Below are 20144 nucleotides of genomic sequence, written 5' to 3' on the forward strand. Positions count from 1 at the left end.
TCAATTTAAAGATCAATGTTGCGGGGACCGTAGAGGCGGTCGCCCGCATCTCCCAGACCCGGCACGATGTAGGCATCCTCGTTGAGATCCGGGTCCACCACAGTGGTGACAAGACGCACCGGGAAACCGGACTCCTTCAAGGCGTCGACACCCTGCTGTGCAGAAATGATGCACACGGCCGTGATGTTGTCCGCTCCGCGATCCACCAACAGCTTCAGGGCATGCAGCAGTGAACCGCCGGTTGCCAGCATTGGGTCGACCAGGAAGACAGTGCGACCGGACAGATCCTCCGGCAGCGCCTCGAGGTACGGCACCGGCTCATGGGTTTCCTCATTACGAGCCAAGCCAATAAAGCCCACCTGCGCATCCGGAATCATCGACAGCGACGGATCGATCATGCCAAGCCCCGCACGAATGACGGGAACAATGATCGGCGGATCCTGCAGACGGTAACCCGGCGCGGTGGTGATTGGGGTCTGAACATCGAAGTTATCGACGGGCAGCTCCCGGCTTGCCTCGTAAATCAGCATTGCGCCCAGATCGGCGAGTGCCGCACGGAAGCCCGCATTATCAGTGCGCGCGTCGCGCAGAATGGTCAAACGTGACTGTGCCAAGGGATGGTTGACAACGGTAATCTCCATGCCTTCCAAAATACATTGCTTTGCTTTTGCTGCTCTGGTGCCGGCAAAAGCAAATTTCTGAAAACGCGTTCCCCAAAAAAATATGGAACCGAATCGGCCTTTTTCGCGCCTAACAATACGAGGGCTTTTTACTGCGCCCCATTTGCGTAAGCCCGCTTACTACCAAACCACTTGCCGCTCAGCCGCCGTCCGAACCCCGCTAGCCGTTCAGCCACAGCACTGAGTGTTGAACCACACGCGAATTTCCTAGAGAGGCCGTCAACATTGTCCCGTCCATCACCACACAGTTCCCACAGCCAATCGTTTCTCTCTCCGGCCACTAGCGGGAATGACTCAGTCTTTACGCTGGTGCCAGAGCTTATTTCTGCCGATGCCACGCGCCTCGACGCGTTGTCGCAGCAGGTCAGCGGCACTGACTTGGGCATCAGCGCACTGCTCTCGCTTGGCGACGTCCCGTTTGCTGGCCCCTTCTGTCACGCTGTAGCCACTGCTCTACAGCGCCAGCATGAGCATGTGGCTGAGCTGAATGAGTACGGCACCAGCGCTGCTCGTGCACTGAACGCTCTTGTCTCTGCGGTGTCCACTGCTGAAGATGCCGGCGCATATGCGCTGCAGTCCATCTCGCCGAAAATGGGAACGGTTGCAGCTCGCGGGATTGGTGGTGCGTGATGCTTCCCACCAATCTACTTACGGAGGTCCCCAGCGCGATTGCACAACAGCTAAGTCCTGCCATCGCACCCGCACTGGCAGGACTTGCTGGGGCCGCAATCCCCGCCGCGAGTACTGCCTGGCGCTCAGTGGCAGATTCCGTTGACCGCAACTGGGGCGATGGTGCTGGTTCCGGAGCAGGGGCCGCGGGAACAAGTCTCAAACGGGCTGCAAATGCGGCAGCCGACTTGGAAACTCGCGCCGGAACCATTGACAGTGACATTGCCAAGGGCCTGGCCGCAGTAATGTCAGCGGCCACTGATTTGGCCCGGATCGCCATGGATTTTGTCAGTTCTGCCATGGGCTCGTTGACTGCGACGGCTGCGGGGCCCGCTGGTCTCGCCGCGACCGGCGCCAGCCTAGCCTCAGCGGCCAGTTCCGCGATCTCACAGGCCATTGCGCGGCTCATGAAACTAGAGCAAGAACTACGACCTCTGGTGCAGTCGCTGATACAGCAAGCAAGTACAGCGGTGGACACCCCTACCCCACCTCACTCGGCACAGTTGGAGGCCCCAGGTACCACTCAAGCCGCCCTCGCTTCTACGTCTACGAACACCCCAGGATCGGCTAGCGCTACCGACGCTGCAGATGGTTCGGAGGCGTCGTCCGATTCGGGCAGCGCACCGGTGCCTGCGGATGCGGGGGCTGGCGCGCCCACACCAGAGGCCCAAGCTGCGGTGAAGGCTGCACTCAGTGCCGTCGGAACGCCCTATGGTTGGGGCGGAAATACTCCGGGGCAGGCGCTCGATTGTTCAGGTTTAACGCACTGGGCCTACGGGCAAGCTGGTGTTGATATTCCCCGCACGGCAGAAGCACAGGCCGTCGGCAGACAGGTGAGACAGGATGAACTGCTACCTGGCGATCTTGCAGTGTGGGACGGCCATGTCGCCATGGTTATCGGTGACGGAAAGATGGTCGAAGCGGGCGATCCGGTGCAGGTAAACCCCGTGCGTACGACCAACATCGGCATGCCGTTTAAGGGGTTCTACCGTCCGACCGGATAGTGCGGTGGGTATCTGCGTCGTAAAACTTCTAAGATAGGAATACGCAAACTTGCCACCCGTGGGGGCGCTGCAGGTATGACAATTTTTGAGTTTTAATAATCACCGACAAGCAGAAGGGCTGCGACGAAAACTATGGCCAGGAAAGGCATCGTTCCTATCGAACTCGAGCTGACCTCGGGCACCTTTTACACGTTGTGGGCTCCAAGCTGGCGTGAGGGTGGCTCCGAGTGGCAGGCTCTGCTCGGCCGCGGTGATGACATCTATTTGTTCTCATCGGCGGCAAAGCTCCTGGCTTTCCTACAGTCGGATGCCCCTCACGACTTCACGCAGCACCCCAGCTGGCGAAACTTCAACCAGCAGCTACCGGGAGCGGCCATCGCGGCGCCACGCCACCGCTATGACCTGATTGGGCTGCCAGAGATTCTGGCCGGCCGGGCCGACTACGACCATGTTTCGCGCGCAGATCGCATTCTTGCCATCACTCGCTCGATTGGTGCAATCGCGGATCTCACTCCGATCAACCAGATGTTCGCCTCTCACTCTGTCCTGGCTGCCACACAAAATGGTGCTGATCACTTCCAGGGCAGTGGCGCCGCTCAGTGGTCGGCTATCGGCAATGTCATCTTGACCAACTGGGACAATTGCATTGACGCTATCGACGCCATCGGCGCAAATACTCCGAGCATCGATGAAGAGTCTGAAACCGCTGCTGCAGCCGCATTAAAGGAAGCGGAGGCCGCGGAGCGTGAGCGTCGTGAAGCAGCGGAGAAGAAGCGCGAAGAGGAAAAGAAGTCCGCAGAGGAGACCGCCGGCGATCCGTACGACCAGACGGTGTGGGCCAACGCTGGCATCGACCCGATCAAGATCTCCATCGCTGGCCGCACGCTCTACACCTTGCGTTGTTACATGGGGCGTCGCCCGCTATTCCTGGGCAGCGCCGGTGAGATTCACACGTTCTCACAGCCCCGCACGATGGTGCGTTGGCTGCTGGAGAACAAGCATCACGACATGTCGGCGCTGATGACGTGGGATGAAATCATCACTGCAGCCAACGCAGGTGAGCTAGAGGCCGTGGTGCACGAGGACAATGAGTACTCGTTTACCGGTCTGGCCGAGGATATTGAAAAGGGCCCGAACGCCGTGGACACCGCCCAGCTCGCCCGCGCGTACGAGCTACTCGCAGACGCCGCTGACTGGGCTGGTGATGATGCCGTGAACGAGGTACTGGCGGGCAATCAGCAGCTGCAGTGGCTGCTGAACTTCCTGCTGGACACCGGAGAGCTGTCCGAGCCAGTTCCGCCTTACGACGATGAGGCCGAGGGCTGGAGGCAGCTGGAGAAGGACTTGGCCGCTCGGTTCACAACCAAGATCTAGCTCCTCCCAGCAAAGCTGGCCGGCGCTGGCTAGTCCAGCGTCAGGTTCAGCTCATCTTCGGCACCGAAACCCGCACCGTTGACATCAGTTTCGATGTCCTCGTCGCTGTTGTCGATAAGCTGCAGGTAAGCGGGGTAAATAATGGTGTCCATGATGTGTTCGCGGGTCGGCAGATCCACGAATGCATTGTTTAGCGCATTCGAGGTCAGTTCGAACAGCTCGCTGTAGCCGTAGCCGAAGTTCTCCACCAGCTCCATGCATTCCCTGGTCATGGAAGTCGCACCAATCAGGCGGTTATCCGTGTTGACGGTGCAGGCGAAACTCATATCGTCGAGAAGCGAGAACGGGTGATCCGCAACGCTGTCACAGACACCCGTCTGAACGTTGGAGGTCGGGCAGATTTCCAGCGGAATCTGGCGGTCACGAATAGCGGAGGCAACCTCCTGACATTCGATGCCCTCGAGGGAAGCACCGAAGTCCTCGTAGATGCGCACACCGTGACCCAGGCGGCGAGCACCTTGCACGACAGCGTCCTGCAACGAATCCACACCGGCGTCTTCACCTGCGTGAATGGTGACCGGAATGAGGTTCTCCCGCAGCATAGTGAATGCTTCGGCGTGGTTAGCCGGCGGGAAGCCGTTTTCCGGTCCAGCGATGTCAAAACCGACAACGTACCCGTCGGAGTTCTTCCCGTAGTTGTCGATGACCAGCTGTGCGACTTCCTTGGAATTGTTATTCTGGCGCATCGCACAGACCAACAGACGTGCGGTGATGTGCTTTCCCTCAGCGGCGGCATGGGCTTCACCCTGCGCCAGGCCTTCGACCAGAGCGTCGATAACAGCCTGCATATCCAGGCCCTTTTCCAGATGGTTTTCCGGAGCGAGGCGCAGTTCAGCGTAGACAACGTTGTCGGCAGCCAAATCCTCAACGGCCTCACGCGCCACGCGCGTCAGCGACTCAGCGGTCTGCATGACGGCGCAGGTGTGCGCGAAGGCAGTCAGGTAGCTCGGCAACGAGCCAGAGTTGCCGGTGTCAATGAACCACTTCTCCAGTTCATCCGCGTCGGTGGTGGGCAGCTGATCGGTGTAACCGCAGTCCGCGGCCAGGTCGATAACGGTCTGCGGGCGCAGGCCGCCATCGAGGTGATCGTGAAGCAGTACCTTGGGCAGGCTGGCGACAACCTTGCGCATCTCATCGAGATTCGATGCCGAAGACTGTGTGTCCAGAGACTGAGCATCACTGTGCAAAGAATTAGTCATAATGGCCAGACTATCGGTACTGCGCCCTCCGCTTCTACTTCACTGCCGCGGAATCGTATTTCTGCTTTGCACAAAGGCTTTCTCTCCCCCGTTTCCCCCATCCACACACGAGAAATACGTCATTCCGAGTGACGTTTTACTACCCTTATTTCATCATGTTTCCCTCTCGCCGCTTCTCGTCTGCCGTTACGCTGCTAGCCACCAGCGCTCTGCTTCTGCCGAGCACCGCCCCCGCAGCCATGGCGCAGAGCACCTCGCTTACCGACGACGCCCCGATTGTCGGTCCCGCACCTGATATCCGTGACACGGAGGGCTGCCCCTACAAGACCCTTCCACCAGCACCAGTGGATTCCTCTGAGGTTCCGGCTCCCGGCGAAACATCTCCCGCTCCACTTCCAGTTCCTCAAAAGCCGGCTGGAGGTAGCAAGATGTCCGCCTGCGGCATTGTCAGCGGTGAGGGGTTTGACGTTCCGAAGGACCTCTCCGCCTCTGCATGGACGGTGTTCGATTTGAAATCCGGCGATGTCCTTGCGGCGAAGGACCCGCACGGCCGCTACCGTCCGGCATCGATTATTAAGGTGCTGCTGGCGATGGAGGCAATCGAGGATTTGAAGCTCGACACCCCAATCAAGGCGACCTTCGAGGACGCGAACATGGAGGGCTCTCGTGTCGGCATCGTCGAGGACGTGAACTACTCGGTAGAAACGCTCCTGACTGGTCTGCTGCTTAACTCCGGCAACGACACCGGCCACGCCTTGGCCCGCGAACTTGGTGGCATGGATAAGACCACAGAGAAGGTCAATGCCCTGGCAAAGAAGTTGGGGGCGACGGATACGCGAGTGGTCAACCCGACTGGTCTCGATGCTCCCGGACAGATGACGTCGGCATACGACATGTCACTGTTCTTCCAGTACGCATTCAACAATGAGACCTATCGCAAGCTCTCGGCCACCCGCCTGGCCACCATCCCCGGAGACAAGGCTCTCGAGGTCGATGACTTCGAAATTGCCAACGACAATCAGCTGATTGCCCAAGACTACCCCGGCGCGCTTGGAGGCAAAACCGGTTTTACCGACGATGCCCGTCACACCTTCGCTGGGGTGGCTGAGCGCGATGGCCGTCGTCTCGGCGTCATCGTTCTCGACGTCACTATTGAGGATTCACCGCGCCCCTGGGAGCAGGCGGCATCGCTTCTCGACGCCGGCTTCGCGGCACCGCAGGACAGCTCTGTCGGTGTCCTCGAAGCGGAAGCGACTGAGGATAAGTTGGTAGAAAAATTGCCCGATATCCTGGACAGCGAGTCAACAGGAACCGGGCTAAAAATTACTGTCAGCGCTGCCATCGTAGGTGTCATCGCATTGATTGCGATGGTCACCTACCGCTTCGGCAGACGCGATCGCGGCTAATTATTTCGAACCGAGCAGGCGGTTCAATCCGGACGGGTTGGCCGCTTCCGCACGGACGTTAATGACAGCAGGAGCAGGTGCATCCAGCTCCTCGTCGGCAAGCGCTTCTTCGGTCGTCGCGGTCCAGGCGGTGGCGTACATAGTGATGCGCCAGATGAGGTAGAAAACGACCATCAAACCGATGACCGGACCGAAAACTGCACCGGCCGGGTTCGACAGGGCGTTGGAGAAGAAGACGCTACCGAGCTGCTTGACAACCTCAAGGCCAATCGCACCGATAATCGCACCCTTTGCCGCAGAGCGGAACGGGGCGCCCCCGCGTGGCAGAAAAGCGAGCATCCAGAAGAACAGCAGCCAGTTGGCGACGAGACCAATGGCGATGGCAATCAATCCCGCAATAATTGTGATTCCCGGGACATGGGCCAGACCAATCTTGTCCAGCAGGGACTGGGTCAGTCCGGAAGAGCCGGCTGCAGTGACAGCGAAGGTCAGCAGGATCATAACCAGCATGCCCAGCAGACGCAGCAGGTCGCGAACCTTTCCGATCACGAAGTTGCTAGCGCCTAGCGGGCGCTTCCACAGCTGTGTCACTGCGTTGGAGAGGTTGCCCATCCAACCAAGCCCCGACCACAGGGTGGCAATGAAACCGACGGTGAAGACGCCACCTGCCTGATCGATCGCGCCTTCGATAATTGCGTTGATGGTGTCGCCCATCGACCCATCGATGGAGTCGGTGATAGCGGACTGGATTTGCTCAAGCAGCTGCTCATTGCCACGCAACACAAGCGCGAGGATGGCAAATGCCGTCATGATTAGGGGGAAAATCGACAGCACGGAGAAGTACGTGACAGCGGCGGCAAAAAAGTTACCGCCCTGCTCGGAGTAGCGCTCCTGCATCCGCATAACGTGATCGAACCACGCCCACTTTTCGCGGAGGCGGTCGATTGCGCTCGGTTCATCGGCGTGTACACGCTCGATGCCATAGCGGTCCGTTCTCTTCGGATCTTTTTGAGTAGAGGTTGCCATGTCCCCTACCTTAACGTGCCAGCTTTCGGTACGGAGACTGAAGCGCAGAGTCTACAGCTGAATTAACGGTTGGCGGCCTTCAGGAACCCGACTCGCTCGTACACATCTGCAAGTGTCTTGGCGGCAACTTCACGGGCACGGTCAGCGCCTTCGGCCAGGATCCGTTCCAACTCACCACGATCGGCCATGAGCTCCTCATAGCGTGCACGCAGTGGCGTGGTGAATGCCTCCAGCGCATCTGCGGTATCAGCCTTCAGCTGGCCGTAGCCAGCGCCTTCGTAGCCGGCAACGAGCTCGTCGACAGGCTTGTCGGTCAACGCCGACTGAATGACCAGCAGGTTGGAAACGCCCGGCTTGTTCTCACGGTCGAAGCGGATCTCTCCGTCATTGTCGGTAACGGCCGAGCGAATGCGCTTGGCGGAGACCTTCGGGTCGTCCAAGAGGTTAATAATGCCCTTCGGATTTGCACCCGACTTGCTCATCTTCGAGGTCGGATCCTGCAAGTCGTAAATTTTCGCGGAGCCTTCCATGATGTGTGGATCCGGCACCACGAAGGTCTTCTTGTAGCGGGAGTTGAAGCGCTGCGCCAGGTTACGCGTCAGTTCGAGGTGCTGGCGCTGATCCTCCCCCACCGGCACCAGCTGTGGGCGGTAGAGCAAGATGTCGGCAGCCATCAACATGGGGTACGCGAACAAACCAGCGGAGGTATGTTCCGCGCCCTGACGAGAGGACTTGTCCTTGAACTGCGTCATACGGCTGGCTTCACCAAAGCCAGTCAAGCAGGTCAACACCCATCCGAGCTCCGCGTGCTCGGGCACATGCGACTGCACGAAGAGCACCGACTTCTCCGGATCAATACCGAGTGCAATCAGCTGTGCGGCACCTGCGATAGTGCGCTGACGCAGCTCCTTCGGATTCTGCTCAACAGTGATGGCGTGCAGGTCTGGAATGAAGTAGTAAGCGTCGAAGTCATCCTGCAGATTAATCCAGTTCTTCAATGCACCCAGGTAGTTGCCCAGGTGGTAGGAATCTGCGGTCGGCTGAATGCCGGACAGAACGCGCTGCTTACGAGCACTCGGTGCAGGATTAGTTGCCTCAGGACCCTTGCTTTCACTCATAGCCAATAAGTCTAGCGCGAGGCCCGCAGTTGAGAGTCGACGACGTACCCGTTTCGACAACACCACGGGCTTTTGCAGGAAACCGACTGCCAAAAGCTAGCCCCGACGCCCCTCGTCCCCCTGCTCCACAAGCATTCGATCGGATAGCAATTTGACGGTGCGCGCCGCAGCAGCTGGCGATTCCTCGGGGTACAGTGCGCGCACCAACGTGATCGCTGGGCGAATGCCGTGTTCAGAGAGAACACGGTGAACACGCTCACGCTCCCCCTGGGTCAACTCGAGCGGGGCTACGGGTGGCCTACGGGTGTAGGACACGACCATCACGGCTCCCAGCAGAACAATGAGTCCGATGGAAATCCACAGTGGCCACGCGTAGGCAAAAGACAGCACGATAAACGCAACAATGACACCGGAAGTCACGACCACTGGGACATTGACAGCAGTGCCAGGGTCGTTCTGCAGACTCCGTGCGATGGCTTCCAAATCGGCCATCTGGTGCCGCTTGTTATCGCTCTCGCCGTTTTTCACTGGGGATGTCCTCTCCTTTCCTGGTCCGCACCGAGCTCGCTTCAAGTCCCGCGCAGATTCGCGCTTGGGTTTTACAGCGGCTGAAGTCCCATCAGTCCTTCTTCAAATCTTAGGCGCTCGCGTCCCAAGTGCCGAACTAACCCACAGGTATTATTGGACTAATTCAATTCTCTTATCCGTCAGGAGTCCCATGCTCGCTGCCATTGCGGTTGCCGTCTTCATCCTGCTGGTCCCAGGCGCAGTTCTCGGTTGGGCCAGTGGGCTACGTCCCACGCTCGCGTTGGCATCTGCCGGCCCATTAATGCTGGGTGTGACCGGTTTTTCCGCATGGTTGTCTCACGTGCTCGGGCTGGATTACACCTGGCTCTTCGTGGCCGGCATGTGGGCATGGTTCTGTGCTATTGGCTATCTGGTGCGCAGATTCGTCCCCCGAGCAACGCCCGAAGACGGCTTCGATTCCGGCGTTGTCACCGCGATGATTGTCGTCGGAGTTACGGTAGTCGGCTCGATGCGCGCCATGCTCGTGCTTAACGACGTCCCTGGCGGCCCCGGCGCTATCCGCGAAGCCTGGGACATGCTCTGGCATACCAACTTCCTCCGGTTCATTGACGAGCATGCAATAGCCTCGCCCACCGCGGCCGGTGACCTGATGAATCAGGAGACCGGGGCCGAAATGTTCTACCCCACCGGCTGGCATGCCATGGCGGGGCTGCTGCCCGGCTCGGTCTTCCTCGATTCCAACGTGTTTGCGTTCTTGGCCCCGGCGCTGCTTGTTCCCGCAGCAACTGCGGTGCTAGCCCGCACCGCAGTTGGTCCTAAGTGGGCGGCCTATGCCGGTCCCGCAGCTGCCGTCGCGACGCTGATGCTTCCGGAGATTTGGGTGGCCCTTTGGCGCACCTCCTCCATGCCGTATCTGCTCGCGGTGGCCGCTTTGCCGATTGCTGCGGCTTTGACCATGCGGGGCTATATTGTCCCCGCTGCGCTTGCCCTGGTCGGCACGTTTATCACCCACCCGGCCGGCGCAATTGCTGCCGTGCTCTTTGTTGGCTTGTGGTTGATTACCCAACCGAGCGTCAGTGGCCTAGTTCGCACGCTAATTATCGGCGCGCTCGCCCTGGTGATGACTCTCCCGGCAGCTTTGTCCGCGAGGGGGCAAGGCGAATCCGTTGCGGGCTTTACCGGCCAAATTGAGATTTCCCGCTCCGAATCACTGTGGCGAACTCTGATTGGGTTTTCCCGCTATGCTGACGAGCCCATCTTTTCCCGGACTGTTCTGGTTCTTGTGCTCATCGGCCTGGTGGTGGCGCTTGTCTCTCGCCTGCCAGACAGCCCATGGGCTCCGTGGCCGGCACTGGTTTTCGGGCTGCTCTTTGTGGTGTCCGATAGTGCGCAGTCCCGTTGGTCTGAGCCGTTCGGCACCTATCTGAAGTTTATTGGCACTTTCTTCTACGACATGCCGTACCGCATGCAGGCGGTTATGGGAATTCTGCGCGCAGTGCTGGTCGGCTACGCAGTCGCGGCTGCCGTTGTCACGATTGTGGCTGTGGCGCAGTGGATCGTCGCAAAGCGAGATCAGCCGACCAAGTCGTGGAATCCTGCGCTGGCGATGGGGCTCGTAGCGGCACTGGCGATTGTGCCTGCGACCTGGGCGAGTGGGCCTGCTCAGCGCGAGGCAATTCGCCAGAGTTTCGGAAGCACGTTTGTGACCGCAGCGGACATGGAAGCTATTGATTGGCTGTCCGCACAGCCGCATGCGTTTGAGGGGCATATTCTCAATGACCGTCGTGACGGTTCTGCGTGGATGTATGCCATCGCCGGACTGCCGACCCTGTTCCGCCATTTCTCCTTCTCTGACAAAACTGCCGAGGCGAGCAACAAGCTGCCGATAAACGTTGACCTGCTGGGCTCACATCCGGAATTCGATGCCATGGCGAAGAAACTGGGTGTGCACTACATCATTAGTTCCCCGCCGGGTGTGAATACGGATGGCACGGAGGCGCTGTCGATGCGTTCCTGGGCATGGCACGCGCCGGGGCTCACGCCTGTGTATCACAACAGCTCGGTGATGATTTTCGCGGTCAACAAGATGTTTTCACCGGAAGAGTTGCACGCTGTTGTCAACAGTTCCCCACACCGCCCGGCGCGCCCCAATCCGCTGTGGATGCCTCCGCGCCAGCCAATCGTCCCCTCCCCCGACGAGGCTGTCGATCCGCTCGCCGGCGCGCACATCACCGTCGACTCTCGCCGCGAGGCCATCGAGGCTATCAACGCCGACCTGCCTCGCGCGCTGCGTTTGAGTGGGGATACTTCCGCTCACATCGACAGCATCGTGCAACGCGCCAGCGACAAGCTCCGTCAGCGCGGCGCAATCGTTGGCGCGCATTCGCTTGCCGACGACACGGCGAGCGCAGCCACCGTAATCGTCGGTCGCTCATCAGAGGGCCAGACTCTTTCTGGGGATAACATCGGCGATCGTGGCTTTTCGGTATCCGCTGTGGTGAAGTCTCTCGAACCTGAGGACGATGCTCCTGCCGATTGGCAGTTGGCGGCGGGTGTGCGCGACGGAATGGTTTACCGAGGTTTCAATCCGCACAGCAGTTACAGCACAAACGGGGTGCCAACCGAGTTTCGCACCGGCCTGGCGCCGGCAGTGGCGGTGAACCAGAGTTCGCGGCCGCATGCGCCGACAATTGCGCTATCGCTGGGAGCGGTGGGCGCTGAAAAACTCACCCGCGATTTGGCCGACCCCGCTATGCAGGACAAATGGGCCGACGCCATCGTTGACGGCATCGCCTCCATGTTGCGGCAGAACCGGCATCTCGTAACCGCTCCCGAGCCGGAGTTGATCCCAGAGTTCGCTGACCTCGGAGCACACTAGTCCGCTCGGGTTTAGGCGTATGCCGGGTTTAGGCGTACTCCACGATCACCGGCGCGTGGTCCGTCCAGCGAAGGTCGTAGGCGGCAGGCTTATCCACTACCGAGCTGACGGCACGCTTGAGCATTGGTTCGGTTACCGCCTGGTAGTCGATGCGCCAGCCGGCATCGGTATCGAACGCCTTACCGCGGTAGGTCCACCAGGACCAGGGGCCGTCGGCCTCTGGGTGCAGACGGCGAGTGACATCAAACCACACCGGATCTGCATTGAGCTTCGGGGCCTCCCACACAGAACCATCGGAGAAGGCACCGGATTCCAGCTCCTTTTCGCTGGCCTGAACCTGCGAATCCTGGGGAACCTCATCGGGCCAGCAGCCGAAGACCGAGTCCATCCAGGCACGCTCCTGCGGTAGGAAACCGCTCTTGCGGCGGTTGGTCTTCCAGTTCTTCAAATCCTGTTCGCGGTGGCAGATGTTCCAGTCGCCGCCGATGACTGCGTGGTGACCGTCGCGCCCCTTGGCACCCAGTTCCGCCAGGTAGTCGGAGAAGGCATCGAGGAAGCGGTACTTCTCATCCTGCTTCTCGCTCAGGGCAGCACCAGAGGGCAGGTAGAGGCTGGCAATCTGGACATCCACATCCAGGCCGGTGTCCGCTGCCGGGGCAATACCACTGATAAACCGACCGGATTCTTCGAACTCCTCGGAGCCGATGCCCACCTGGACGTCGTTAAGCGGAAAGCGCGAGAGAATGCCCACGCCGGCGCGCCCCTTTGCACCCAGGTTTTCAGCGCCGACCCAATGCCATCCGGCATCAAAAGCGGGCGCGAGGGCCTTGCGTGCCTGGTCGTCGGTGGCGCGGACTTCCTGCAACAAAACGACATCGGAACTGGTGTGCTTCAACCACTCCAGCAATCCCAGGTTGGTTTCGCTGCGCTCCTTGACGGCGGCGCGGATGCCGTTGACATTGATTGTCGCGATTGTAAGGCTCATGCCCTCATACGTTACCTATGCGTGCACTACGCCTTGAAGACCCCTAGCGCAGTTCGATGCGCTCAGCCTTCTTCGCCTGTGAGCGGCGGTAAAGAACAATGGTCGGCAGAGCGATGAAGATAGCCAACATCGCCAACGTCGCGCCGCCCAAAGCCGGTGCGCGGTAGCCATAACCGGACGCAATGACCCAACCACCGAGCGCCGCTCCAAAGGCGTTGGCCATGTTCAATGCGGCCTGGTTGAGAGCTGCCGCCAGCGTCTGTGCGCGACCGGCGACATCCATCAGACGGGTCTGCAGATTTGGCACCAATACCGATCCCAGCAGACCGATAAGGAGGAAGTTGATCGTGCCCAGCACAGCATTCTGTGAGGTGAAGTAGAAGACGCTGAGCATGATTACCATCAGCACCAGCGCAACCATGATGCCCCACTCCCCGATGCGGTCGGAGAGCCAGCCACCGATGTAAGTACCGACAACCATGCCGATGCCGTAGGCCATCAGCACAATCCAGATGTGGTTTTCGCTCATGCCCGCTTCGCGAGTCATAGTCCAGGTGATGTAGGTGTAAACCGCGAACATGCCGCCGAAACCAACGGTGCCGATTGCGACGGTCAGCAGCACCTGCGGTGTCACCAGAGCCGAGAGCTCATCCATCGGACGTGTCTTCGGCATGCGGTTCATATGCGGCACGGCGAACCACAGCGAAACAAATGCAATCAGCCCGATGACCGCGACAAACGCGAAGGCGCTGCGCCAACCGTAAATCTGTCCCAGCACCTGCGCGGCCGGCACACCAATCACAGTCGCCACCGACAACCCCACGCCCGACAGAGCCACCATCTTGCCGCGCTGTCCCGGCTTAGCCAGGGAGGCAGCCACCAGCGCCGCCACCGAGAAATACGCGCCGTGCGGCAGACCGGCGATGAAGCGCGAGACCATGACCGCTTCGAAAGAGCCCAGTGTGCCTGCCCAAACCGTGGCACCATTGCCGATGGTAAATGCCGCCATCAGCAGCAGGAGCATGCGCCTGCGCGGAATCGAGCCGGTCAGCACGGTAATTAGGGGTGCGCCCACGACAACACCGAGTGCGTACATCGAAATCATGCGCCCTGCGGCATCCTCATCACGTCCGAAGGCATCAGCGATGTAAGGCAGCAGGCCCATGGCCACAAACTCGGTAACGCCGATGCCGAATGCACCGACCGACAGAGCCACAATCACCAAGATTCGGCGTAGATCAGAGATGTCGTCCTGCACCGGAACAGGACGGCGATGCGAGCTAAACGCTCCCGCACGACGCGCACGCGGTTTGTGGTCGTCGTTGTGGGTTGTTACTTCGCTTGACGACGTCATTGCGACCGTCTCCTTTTCTCTTCTTACGCCAGTTGGTGGACTCTCAGTTCCCCTCGACTTTCGACCCAAGACGGGCTCCCAAAACCGTGAGGGGAGCCGCAAGGGAAAAATGAGACTCTACTCCGCAACACAAAAATTTCGCTATTTAATCCGCCTGTTCCCCGGGTATTTGTGCGCGGAATAACATCTACGGCCATTAGTGGAAGTCGCTCACTCAAGTTCTTCTAAACCATTTTGCAATCGGCATTGTTTGCCGAGGACTACCATTCCCTCCGAGCGCCACGGACTTCCTACCCATCGAGCGCTCCGGGTCTTCGATGCTTCCGTACTAGCTACCGGGTAAATTGTTTTAAAAGATATTTCGAACTGCAATACCGATAGGATCTTGATCCACTATGGGCGACCGCTATAACCTCTACGAGTCTCTGAAGCTGGATAGCGCAGCCAGCACCGAAGAACTCCATGCAAATCTTTCTAATCAGCTCTCCGAACTGCGAGATGCTGGCGTCTCGGAGTACTCCGGCGAGTTCCAGGAGAAGCTCACTGCGCTGCAGGTGCTTGGCGATGAGGGACGTCGTCGCGAATACGACGCTTTGCTGGCCGATGAGAACGCCACCATCACCATTGCGACGCTGCGCGGGCTGGCAAATCGCCCGGTACCCACTGCGCAGGAATCCTCGTTCCAGACGCAAACCCAGCAAGCACAGTGGTCCGCCCCCACTCAAACCAGTCCTGCGACAGTAACCACCACGGTGACCACGGATGTACCACCGCTGCCTGCAAACGCCACACTGCAGAACATGTGGCAGCGCATGCCACTCATCCCCCGAATCACTACCGGCTTGGTCGGTTTTTCAACTCTGATTGGCATCATCGCAGTTCTGTACGCAATCACGCTCGGCATCCAGGGCGCCAACGATCTCGGCAGCCTAGAGTCATCATTGGGGGGCACTTGGGATGACATCGGCTACATTATGGGCGCTGCAGCCGCCCTCGTTCTTGTTCCACTCCTGTTACTGCTGGGAATGATGCTTGTCACCTTGACCGCATACTGGATTCACTCCATCCTCCGCGGTGAAGACTCGACGGCACCAATCTTTTTCTGCGTCACCGTGGCACCACTGGCGTTGGCTATGACCATCATCCCCCTCCTGTTCTTGAGCTCCTGGGTGGATGTAGTCCTCTTCCTCGCAGGTGCCATGCTGATCGCGGCTTGCGTTCTTATGTTCCTCAAGGACATGCGCGCATGGTTCCGCGGCCAGAAACTGGTCAGGACTACCCAGTCGGCGCCGGGGCAGGGCTATGCTCCGCAGTACCCCCAGTCTCAGAACACTCAGGGCTACCAGTTCGGCCAGAACAATCCTCCGAACAATACACAGAACTAACTAGGCTGCCCTGAACAACCGCGCCGGCGTGCACGACACCCCAGCGCGGTTTTTCGTATTTGAAGGGTTTGAGCGCGGGGGCCGTCGTAAAGCGAAAAATGGAATGAAAAGCGGCGAATAAGCGACAAATAATTGCGCATTTCGTGACTTACCTCACATAATTGCGTTATTCATATCACTATCACTGTTTTTGCGCTATGCCCCGACACAACCCAAGATTCAAAACTGGGTTATCGTGGAACAAAACAGATAGGAGACATGAATTATGGCGACAATTATTTGGACCCGTACTGACGAAGCCCCTCTGCTGGCGAGCTACTCGCTGAAGCCAATCGTGGAGGCATTTGCAAGCCAGGCTGGTGTCAATGTTGAAACCCGCGACATCTCCCTCGCAGGCCGCATTCTGGCTCAGTTCCCGGAGCGTCTTTCGGACGAACAGAAGGTAGAGGATGCGCTGGCAGCCCTGGGCAAGCTGGTCAAGGAGCCGGACGCCAACATCATCAAGCTGCCGAATATCTCTGCATCCGTCCCGCAGATTAAGCGCGCTGTCGCAGAGCTGCAGGAAAAGGGCTATGACATTCCGAAGTACAAGTCGCAGCCGGAAGGCGAGGAAGAGACCGCCGACCGCGCCAAGTTCGACAAGGTCAAGGGCTCTGCCGTTAACCCGGTACTGCGTGAGGGCAACTCCGACCGCCGCGCTCCGGAGCCGGTGAAGAACTACGCCCGCAAGCACCCGCACCGCATGGGCGCTTGGTCCGCAGACTCCAAGACCAACGTCGCCACCATGGCCTCCAACGACTTCCGCCACAACGAGAAGTCCGTTGTCATGCCGGCCGACGACAAGCTGACCTACCAGCTCGAGGCTAACGACGGCCAGATCATCACCCTGAAGAAGGACATGCCGGTCCTCAAGGGCGAGATTATTGACGGCACGGGCATGAACGTCCACATCCTGGACAACTTCCTGCGCGCTCAGATCCGTCGCGCACAGCGCGAGAACATCCTGTTCTCCGTCCACTTGAAGGCCACCATGATGAAGGTCTCCGACCCGCTAATCTTCGGCGAGGTTGTCAAGGCCTTCCTGCCATCTGTTTTCCCGAAGTTCGAGTCCAAGCTGGCTGCCGCCAACCTGACTCCGGACAACGGCCTGGGCGCCATGCTCGATGGTCTACACAAGCTTGACGACGCTACTGCGGCGGCCGTCAAGTCCGCTATCGAGAAGGACCTGAAGGAAGGTCCGGCCCTTTACATGGTCAACTCCGATAAGGGCATCACCAACCTCCACGTTCCGTCTGACGTCATCGTTGACGCTTCCATGCCGGCCCTGATCCGCAACGGCGGCAAGGGCTGGGGTCCGGACGGCGAGGAGCGCGACACTCTCGCTGTTATCCCGGACTCCTCCTACGCCGGCGTCTACCAGGCTGTTATCGAGGACTGCCGCGCCAACGGCGCTTTCGACCCGGCAACCATGGGTTCTGTCCCGAATGTCGGCCTGATGGCCCAGAAGGCTGAGGAGTACGGCTCCCACGACAAGACTTTCCAGATCCCGGTTGACGGTGTCCTGCAGGTCATCAACTCCGCTGGCGAGGTTCTGATTGAGCACCACGTCGCCGAGGGTGACATCTGGCGCTCCTGCCAGACCAAGGACGCCCCAATCCGCGACTGGGTGAAGCTGGCCGTCAACCGCGCTCGTATCACTGGCGACCCTGCAGTGTTCTGGCTGGACCCGCAGCGTGCGCACGACAACAACCTGATCAGCAAGGTCAACGAGTACCTGGCAGACCACGACACCGAGGGGCTGGATATCCGCATCATGGATCCGGTGTCCGCTACCAAGTTCTCCCTCGAGCGCATCCGCCGCGGCGAGAACACCATTTCCGTAACCGGTAACGTTCTGCGTGACTACCTCACCGACCTGTTCCCGATCATGGAGCTGGGCACCTCCGCCAAGATGCTGTCGGTCGTGCCGCTGATGGCCGGGGGCGGCCTGTTCGAGACCGGCGCAGGCGGTTCCGCACCGAAGCACGTCCAGCAGGTTCAGGAAGAAAACCACCTGCGCTGGGACTCCCTGGGTGAGTTCCTGGCACTGGCCGAGTCCCTGCGCTACGCCGCTGAGCATGACGACGACCCACGTCCACGCGTCCTGGCTGAGGCCCTGGACAAGGCAACCGCTACCCTGCTCGACGAGGGCAAGTCGCCGTCCCGCAAGGCTGGCGAAATCGACAACCGCGGCTCCCACTTCTACCTGGCTCTCTACTGGGCACAGGAGCTGGCCAAGCAGGACGAGAACTCCGAGCTGAAGGAAGTTTTCGCACCGGTCGCTAAGGCTCTCACGGAGAAGGAAGAGTCCATCGCCAAGACCCTGATTGATGCTCAGGGTTCCCCAGCTGATCTGGGTGGCTACTTCCTGCCGGACGATGAGAAGACCTCCGCAGTTATGCGTCCGTCCGCTGAGTTCAACGAGATCATCGACGGTCTGAAGAAGTAGGACTAGCTGCTTGCTCCTGGCTGGTCTGGCTGACCTGGTTGGCCCAGGCTGGTCTAGGCCGACCTAGGCTGACCGCCGGTTTCGGGCGATAGCCCCTCGCTCATGTTGCATTTGATGCACATGGCGCGAGGGGCTTTTTCTATGCCCTGACTTCCGTAACGGTCTTGACAGTACCCAGTGCTTTTCGGCGCTTTACGGTACCCTTCGCCCATACTCAGTCCCCTGTTTGGCTCACCTCGACACTCGGCACCGCAGCGCCCGATGCCCCGGCACCGCAGTGCCTCACCCCATGAGTTACTGACTACCTTTATGACACTTTTGTCCAAAAAATTGCCTTCAAACTGTCATAAAGGTAGTCACTAACTCCTTCGGCAAACCGCCACCCGTCGAACACCACTCGCCACGCACCACCCACGCCCCCCCATACACAGCAGCCTCCACACACACCTAGCCACAGCTCCCTACACACCCCACCCCCCACAACTGGCCACGCCCCAGAGCCAATCAAACCAATCCGTACTAAGCGGGCTATAGCACTCTCGACACAGATACACACACCCTCTTACCTTGGGTTTTTCCAAAACTTTGCAATAGACAGCTTGGTTCACTATTGTTTGTAAGCAACGTTTTGAACAATCTCAAAAACCGCAAGGAAGTATCTGAAATGACCACCAAGTACGACAACAGCAACGCCGCCAACTGGGGCCTGTCCACTCGCGCTATTCACGCCGGCTTCGCTCCGGACGCACAGACCTCCGCGCGCAACCTGCCGATTTACAACACCTCCTCCTACGTCTTCGATTCCGCTGAGCACGCTGCCAACCGCTTCAACCTCTCGGATGCAGGCCCGATTTACTCCCGCCTGACCAACCCGACTGTGGATGCCGTCGAGCAGCGCATCGCCAGCCTCGAGGGCGGCGTCGCTGCCGTACTGTTCTCCTCCGGCCAGGCAGCTGAGACCGCTGCTGTCCTCACCCTGGCTCGTGCAGGCGACCACTTCGTCGTTTCGCCACGCCTCTACGGCGGTACTGAGACCCTGTTCAAGGTCACCCTGCCGCGCCTTGGCATCGACTGCACTTTCGTCGAGAACCCGGATGACCCGGAGTCCTGGCAGGCAGCAGTTCAGGACAACACCGTCGGTTTCTACGGTGAGTCCATTGCCAACCCGCAGATCGATGTCCTCGATATCCCGGCCATCGCCGAGGTTGCACACCGCAACAACGTTCCGCTGATTGTCGACAACACGGTTCCGACCCCGGCCCTGCTGCGCCCGCTCGAGCACGGTGCTGACGTCGTGGTTTCCTCCACCACCAAGTTCCTGACTGGTAACGGCTCCTCCCTTGGCGGTGTCATCGTCGACGGTGGCAAGTTCGACTGGACTCAGACCCGCAACGGCCGTTCCATCTTCCCGAACTTCACCGAGGCCGACGAGGCTTACCACGGCCTGAAGTTCGCCGACCTGGGCGCCCCGGCCTTCGCACTGCGTGCTCGCGCTGGCATTCTCCGCGACACCGGCGCTGCCCCGGCTCCGTTCAACGCCTGGGTTCTGGCTCAGGGCCTCGACACCCTGGCTCTGCGCATCGAGCGCCACAATGAGAACGCCAAGGCTGTCGCTGAGTTCCTCGAGAACCACCCGCTGGTCGCCAAGGTCAACTACGCTGGCCTGCCGAGCTCCCCGTGGTACGAGACCCTGAACAAGCTGGGCCTTTCCGGCGCCAGCGGCGTGCTCTCCTTCGACCTGAAGGATGCCGACACCGCCAAGGCTTGGAAGTTCATTGACGCTCTGAAGCTGCACTCCAACGTCGCCAACATCGGTGATGTCCGCTCGCTGGTTGTCCACCCGGCCACCACCACTCACTCCCAGTCCGATGAGGAGGGTCTGACTCGCGCCGGTATTTCCCAGGCCACCGTTCGCCTCTCTGTCGGTATCGAGAACATCGATGACATCATCGCCGATCTCGAGGGCGGCTTCGCAGCACTCGCGTAGACC

General features: G+C 59.7%; 15 protein-coding genes. 8 read left to right on the forward strand and 7 right to left on the reverse strand.

Annotation, left to right across the window (positions count from 1 at the left end):
• Positions 1-5 precede the first annotated feature (5 nt).
• Positions 6-641, reverse strand: a complete 636-nt coding sequence (gene upp / locus CRD13_RS04205; RefSeq protein WP_016422152.1) for a uracil phosphoribosyltransferase — start codon at positions 639-641, stop codon at positions 6-8.
• Between the two features lie 348 nt (positions 642-989).
• Between upp and CRD13_RS04210 the strand changes: the two genes are divergently transcribed.
• The 3 genes from CRD13_RS04210 (at position 990) to CRD13_RS04220 (ending at position 3727) form a co-directional block, all read left to right on the forward strand.
• On the forward strand, positions 990-1310 hold the full coding sequence (locus tag CRD13_RS04210; protein ID WP_150963714.1) for a hypothetical protein: 321 nt from the start codon (positions 990-992) through the stop codon (positions 1308-1310).
• Positions 1310-2353 (forward strand): C40 family peptidase, encoded by a 1044-nt coding sequence (locus CRD13_RS04215; protein WP_150963722.1) that lies wholly within the window; start codon positions 1310-1312, stop codon positions 2351-2353. Before CRD13_RS04210 ends, CRD13_RS04215 begins: the two co-directional genes overlap by 1 nt.
• 132 nt (positions 2354-2485) lie before the next feature.
• Entirely contained in the window at positions 2486-3727 is a 1242-nt protein-coding gene (locus CRD13_RS04220; RefSeq protein ID WP_187401325.1) for a hypothetical protein, read from the forward strand.
• Between the two features lie 29 nt (positions 3728-3756).
• Here CRD13_RS04220 and CRD13_RS04225 read toward each other — a convergent pair whose 3' ends face one another.
• On the reverse strand, positions 3757-4986 hold the full coding sequence (locus CRD13_RS04225; protein ID WP_154862957.1) for an adenosine deaminase: 1230 nt from the start codon (positions 4984-4986) through the stop codon (positions 3757-3759).
• A gap of 155 nt (positions 4987-5141) precedes the next feature.
• On the opposite strand from CRD13_RS04225, the gene CRD13_RS04230 reads away from it, so the two are divergent.
• Positions 5142-6392, forward strand: coding sequence for a D-alanyl-D-alanine carboxypeptidase family protein (locus CRD13_RS04230; protein WP_187271235.1), 1251 nt, complete (start codon positions 5142-5144; stop codon positions 6390-6392).
• Here CRD13_RS04230 and CRD13_RS04235 read toward each other — a convergent pair whose 3' ends face one another.
• The 3 genes from CRD13_RS04235 to CRD13_RS04245 all read right to left on the reverse strand — a co-directional run bounded on the left by CRD13_RS04235 (position 6393) and on the right by CRD13_RS04245 (position 9064).
• Entirely contained in the window at positions 6393-7418 is a 1026-nt protein-coding gene (locus CRD13_RS04235) for a YhjD/YihY/BrkB family envelope integrity protein (protein ID WP_070549728.1), read from the reverse strand. It lies immediately after the preceding gene.
• A gap of 62 nt (positions 7419-7480) precedes the next feature.
• Positions 7481-8536: a tryptophan--tRNA ligase gene (gene trpS, locus CRD13_RS04240; protein ID WP_049171954.1), complete on the reverse strand. Its 1056-nt coding sequence runs from the start codon at positions 8534-8536 to the stop codon at positions 7481-7483.
• Between the two features lie 96 nt (positions 8537-8632).
• Entirely contained in the window at positions 8633-9064 is a 432-nt protein-coding gene (locus tag CRD13_RS04245; protein WP_187401326.1) for a hypothetical protein, read from the reverse strand.
• A gap of 190 nt (positions 9065-9254) precedes the next feature.
• Here CRD13_RS04245 and CRD13_RS04250 point away from each other — a divergent pair, with 190 nt between their 5' ends.
• A complete protein-coding gene (locus CRD13_RS04250) occupies positions 9255-11942 on the forward strand; it encodes a DUF6541 family protein (protein ID WP_187401327.1) in 2688 nt (895 codons plus the stop codon).
• 28 nt (positions 11943-11970) lie between these two features.
• On the opposite strand, the gene CRD13_RS04255 is transcribed toward CRD13_RS04250, so the two are convergent.
• Positions 11971-12927 carry an exodeoxyribonuclease III gene (locus CRD13_RS04255; RefSeq protein ID WP_049171950.1) on the reverse strand — a complete coding sequence of 319 codons (957 nt, stop codon included), beginning with the start codon at positions 12925-12927 and terminating at the stop codon, positions 11971-11973.
• A gap of 43 nt (positions 12928-12970) precedes the next feature.
• A complete protein-coding gene (locus CRD13_RS04260; RefSeq protein WP_016422141.1) occupies positions 12971-14281 on the reverse strand; it encodes an MFS transporter in 1311 nt (436 codons plus the stop codon).
• A 395-nt stretch (positions 14282-14676) separates the two neighbouring features.
• On the opposite strand from CRD13_RS04260, the gene CRD13_RS04265 reads away from it, so the two are divergent.
• The 3 genes from CRD13_RS04265 (at position 14677) to CRD13_RS04275 (ending at position 20141) form a co-directional block, all read left to right on the forward strand.
• Positions 14677-15666 (forward strand): molecular chaperone DnaJ, encoded by a 990-nt coding sequence (locus CRD13_RS04265; RefSeq protein WP_147722401.1) that lies wholly within the window; start codon positions 14677-14679, stop codon positions 15664-15666.
• 265 nt (positions 15667-15931) lie between these two features.
• Positions 15932-18154, forward strand: coding sequence for an NADP-dependent isocitrate dehydrogenase (locus CRD13_RS04270; RefSeq protein WP_049190323.1), 2223 nt, complete (start codon positions 15932-15934; stop codon positions 18152-18154).
• Between the two features lie 664 nt (positions 18155-18818).
• The gene (locus CRD13_RS04275; RefSeq protein ID WP_048731554.1) at positions 18819-20141 is read left to right on the forward strand and encodes an O-acetylhomoserine/O-acetylserine sulfhydrylase; all 1323 of its coding nucleotides are present in this window, start codon (positions 18819-18821) and stop codon (positions 20139-20141) included.
• The last annotated feature ends 3 nt before the right edge of the window (positions 20142-20144 follow it).

The organism is Corynebacterium sp. LK26 (assembly GCF_014335085.1).
Taxonomy (GTDB): domain Bacteria; phylum Actinomycetota; class Actinomycetes; order Mycobacteriales; family Mycobacteriaceae; genus Corynebacterium; species Corynebacterium jeikeium_D.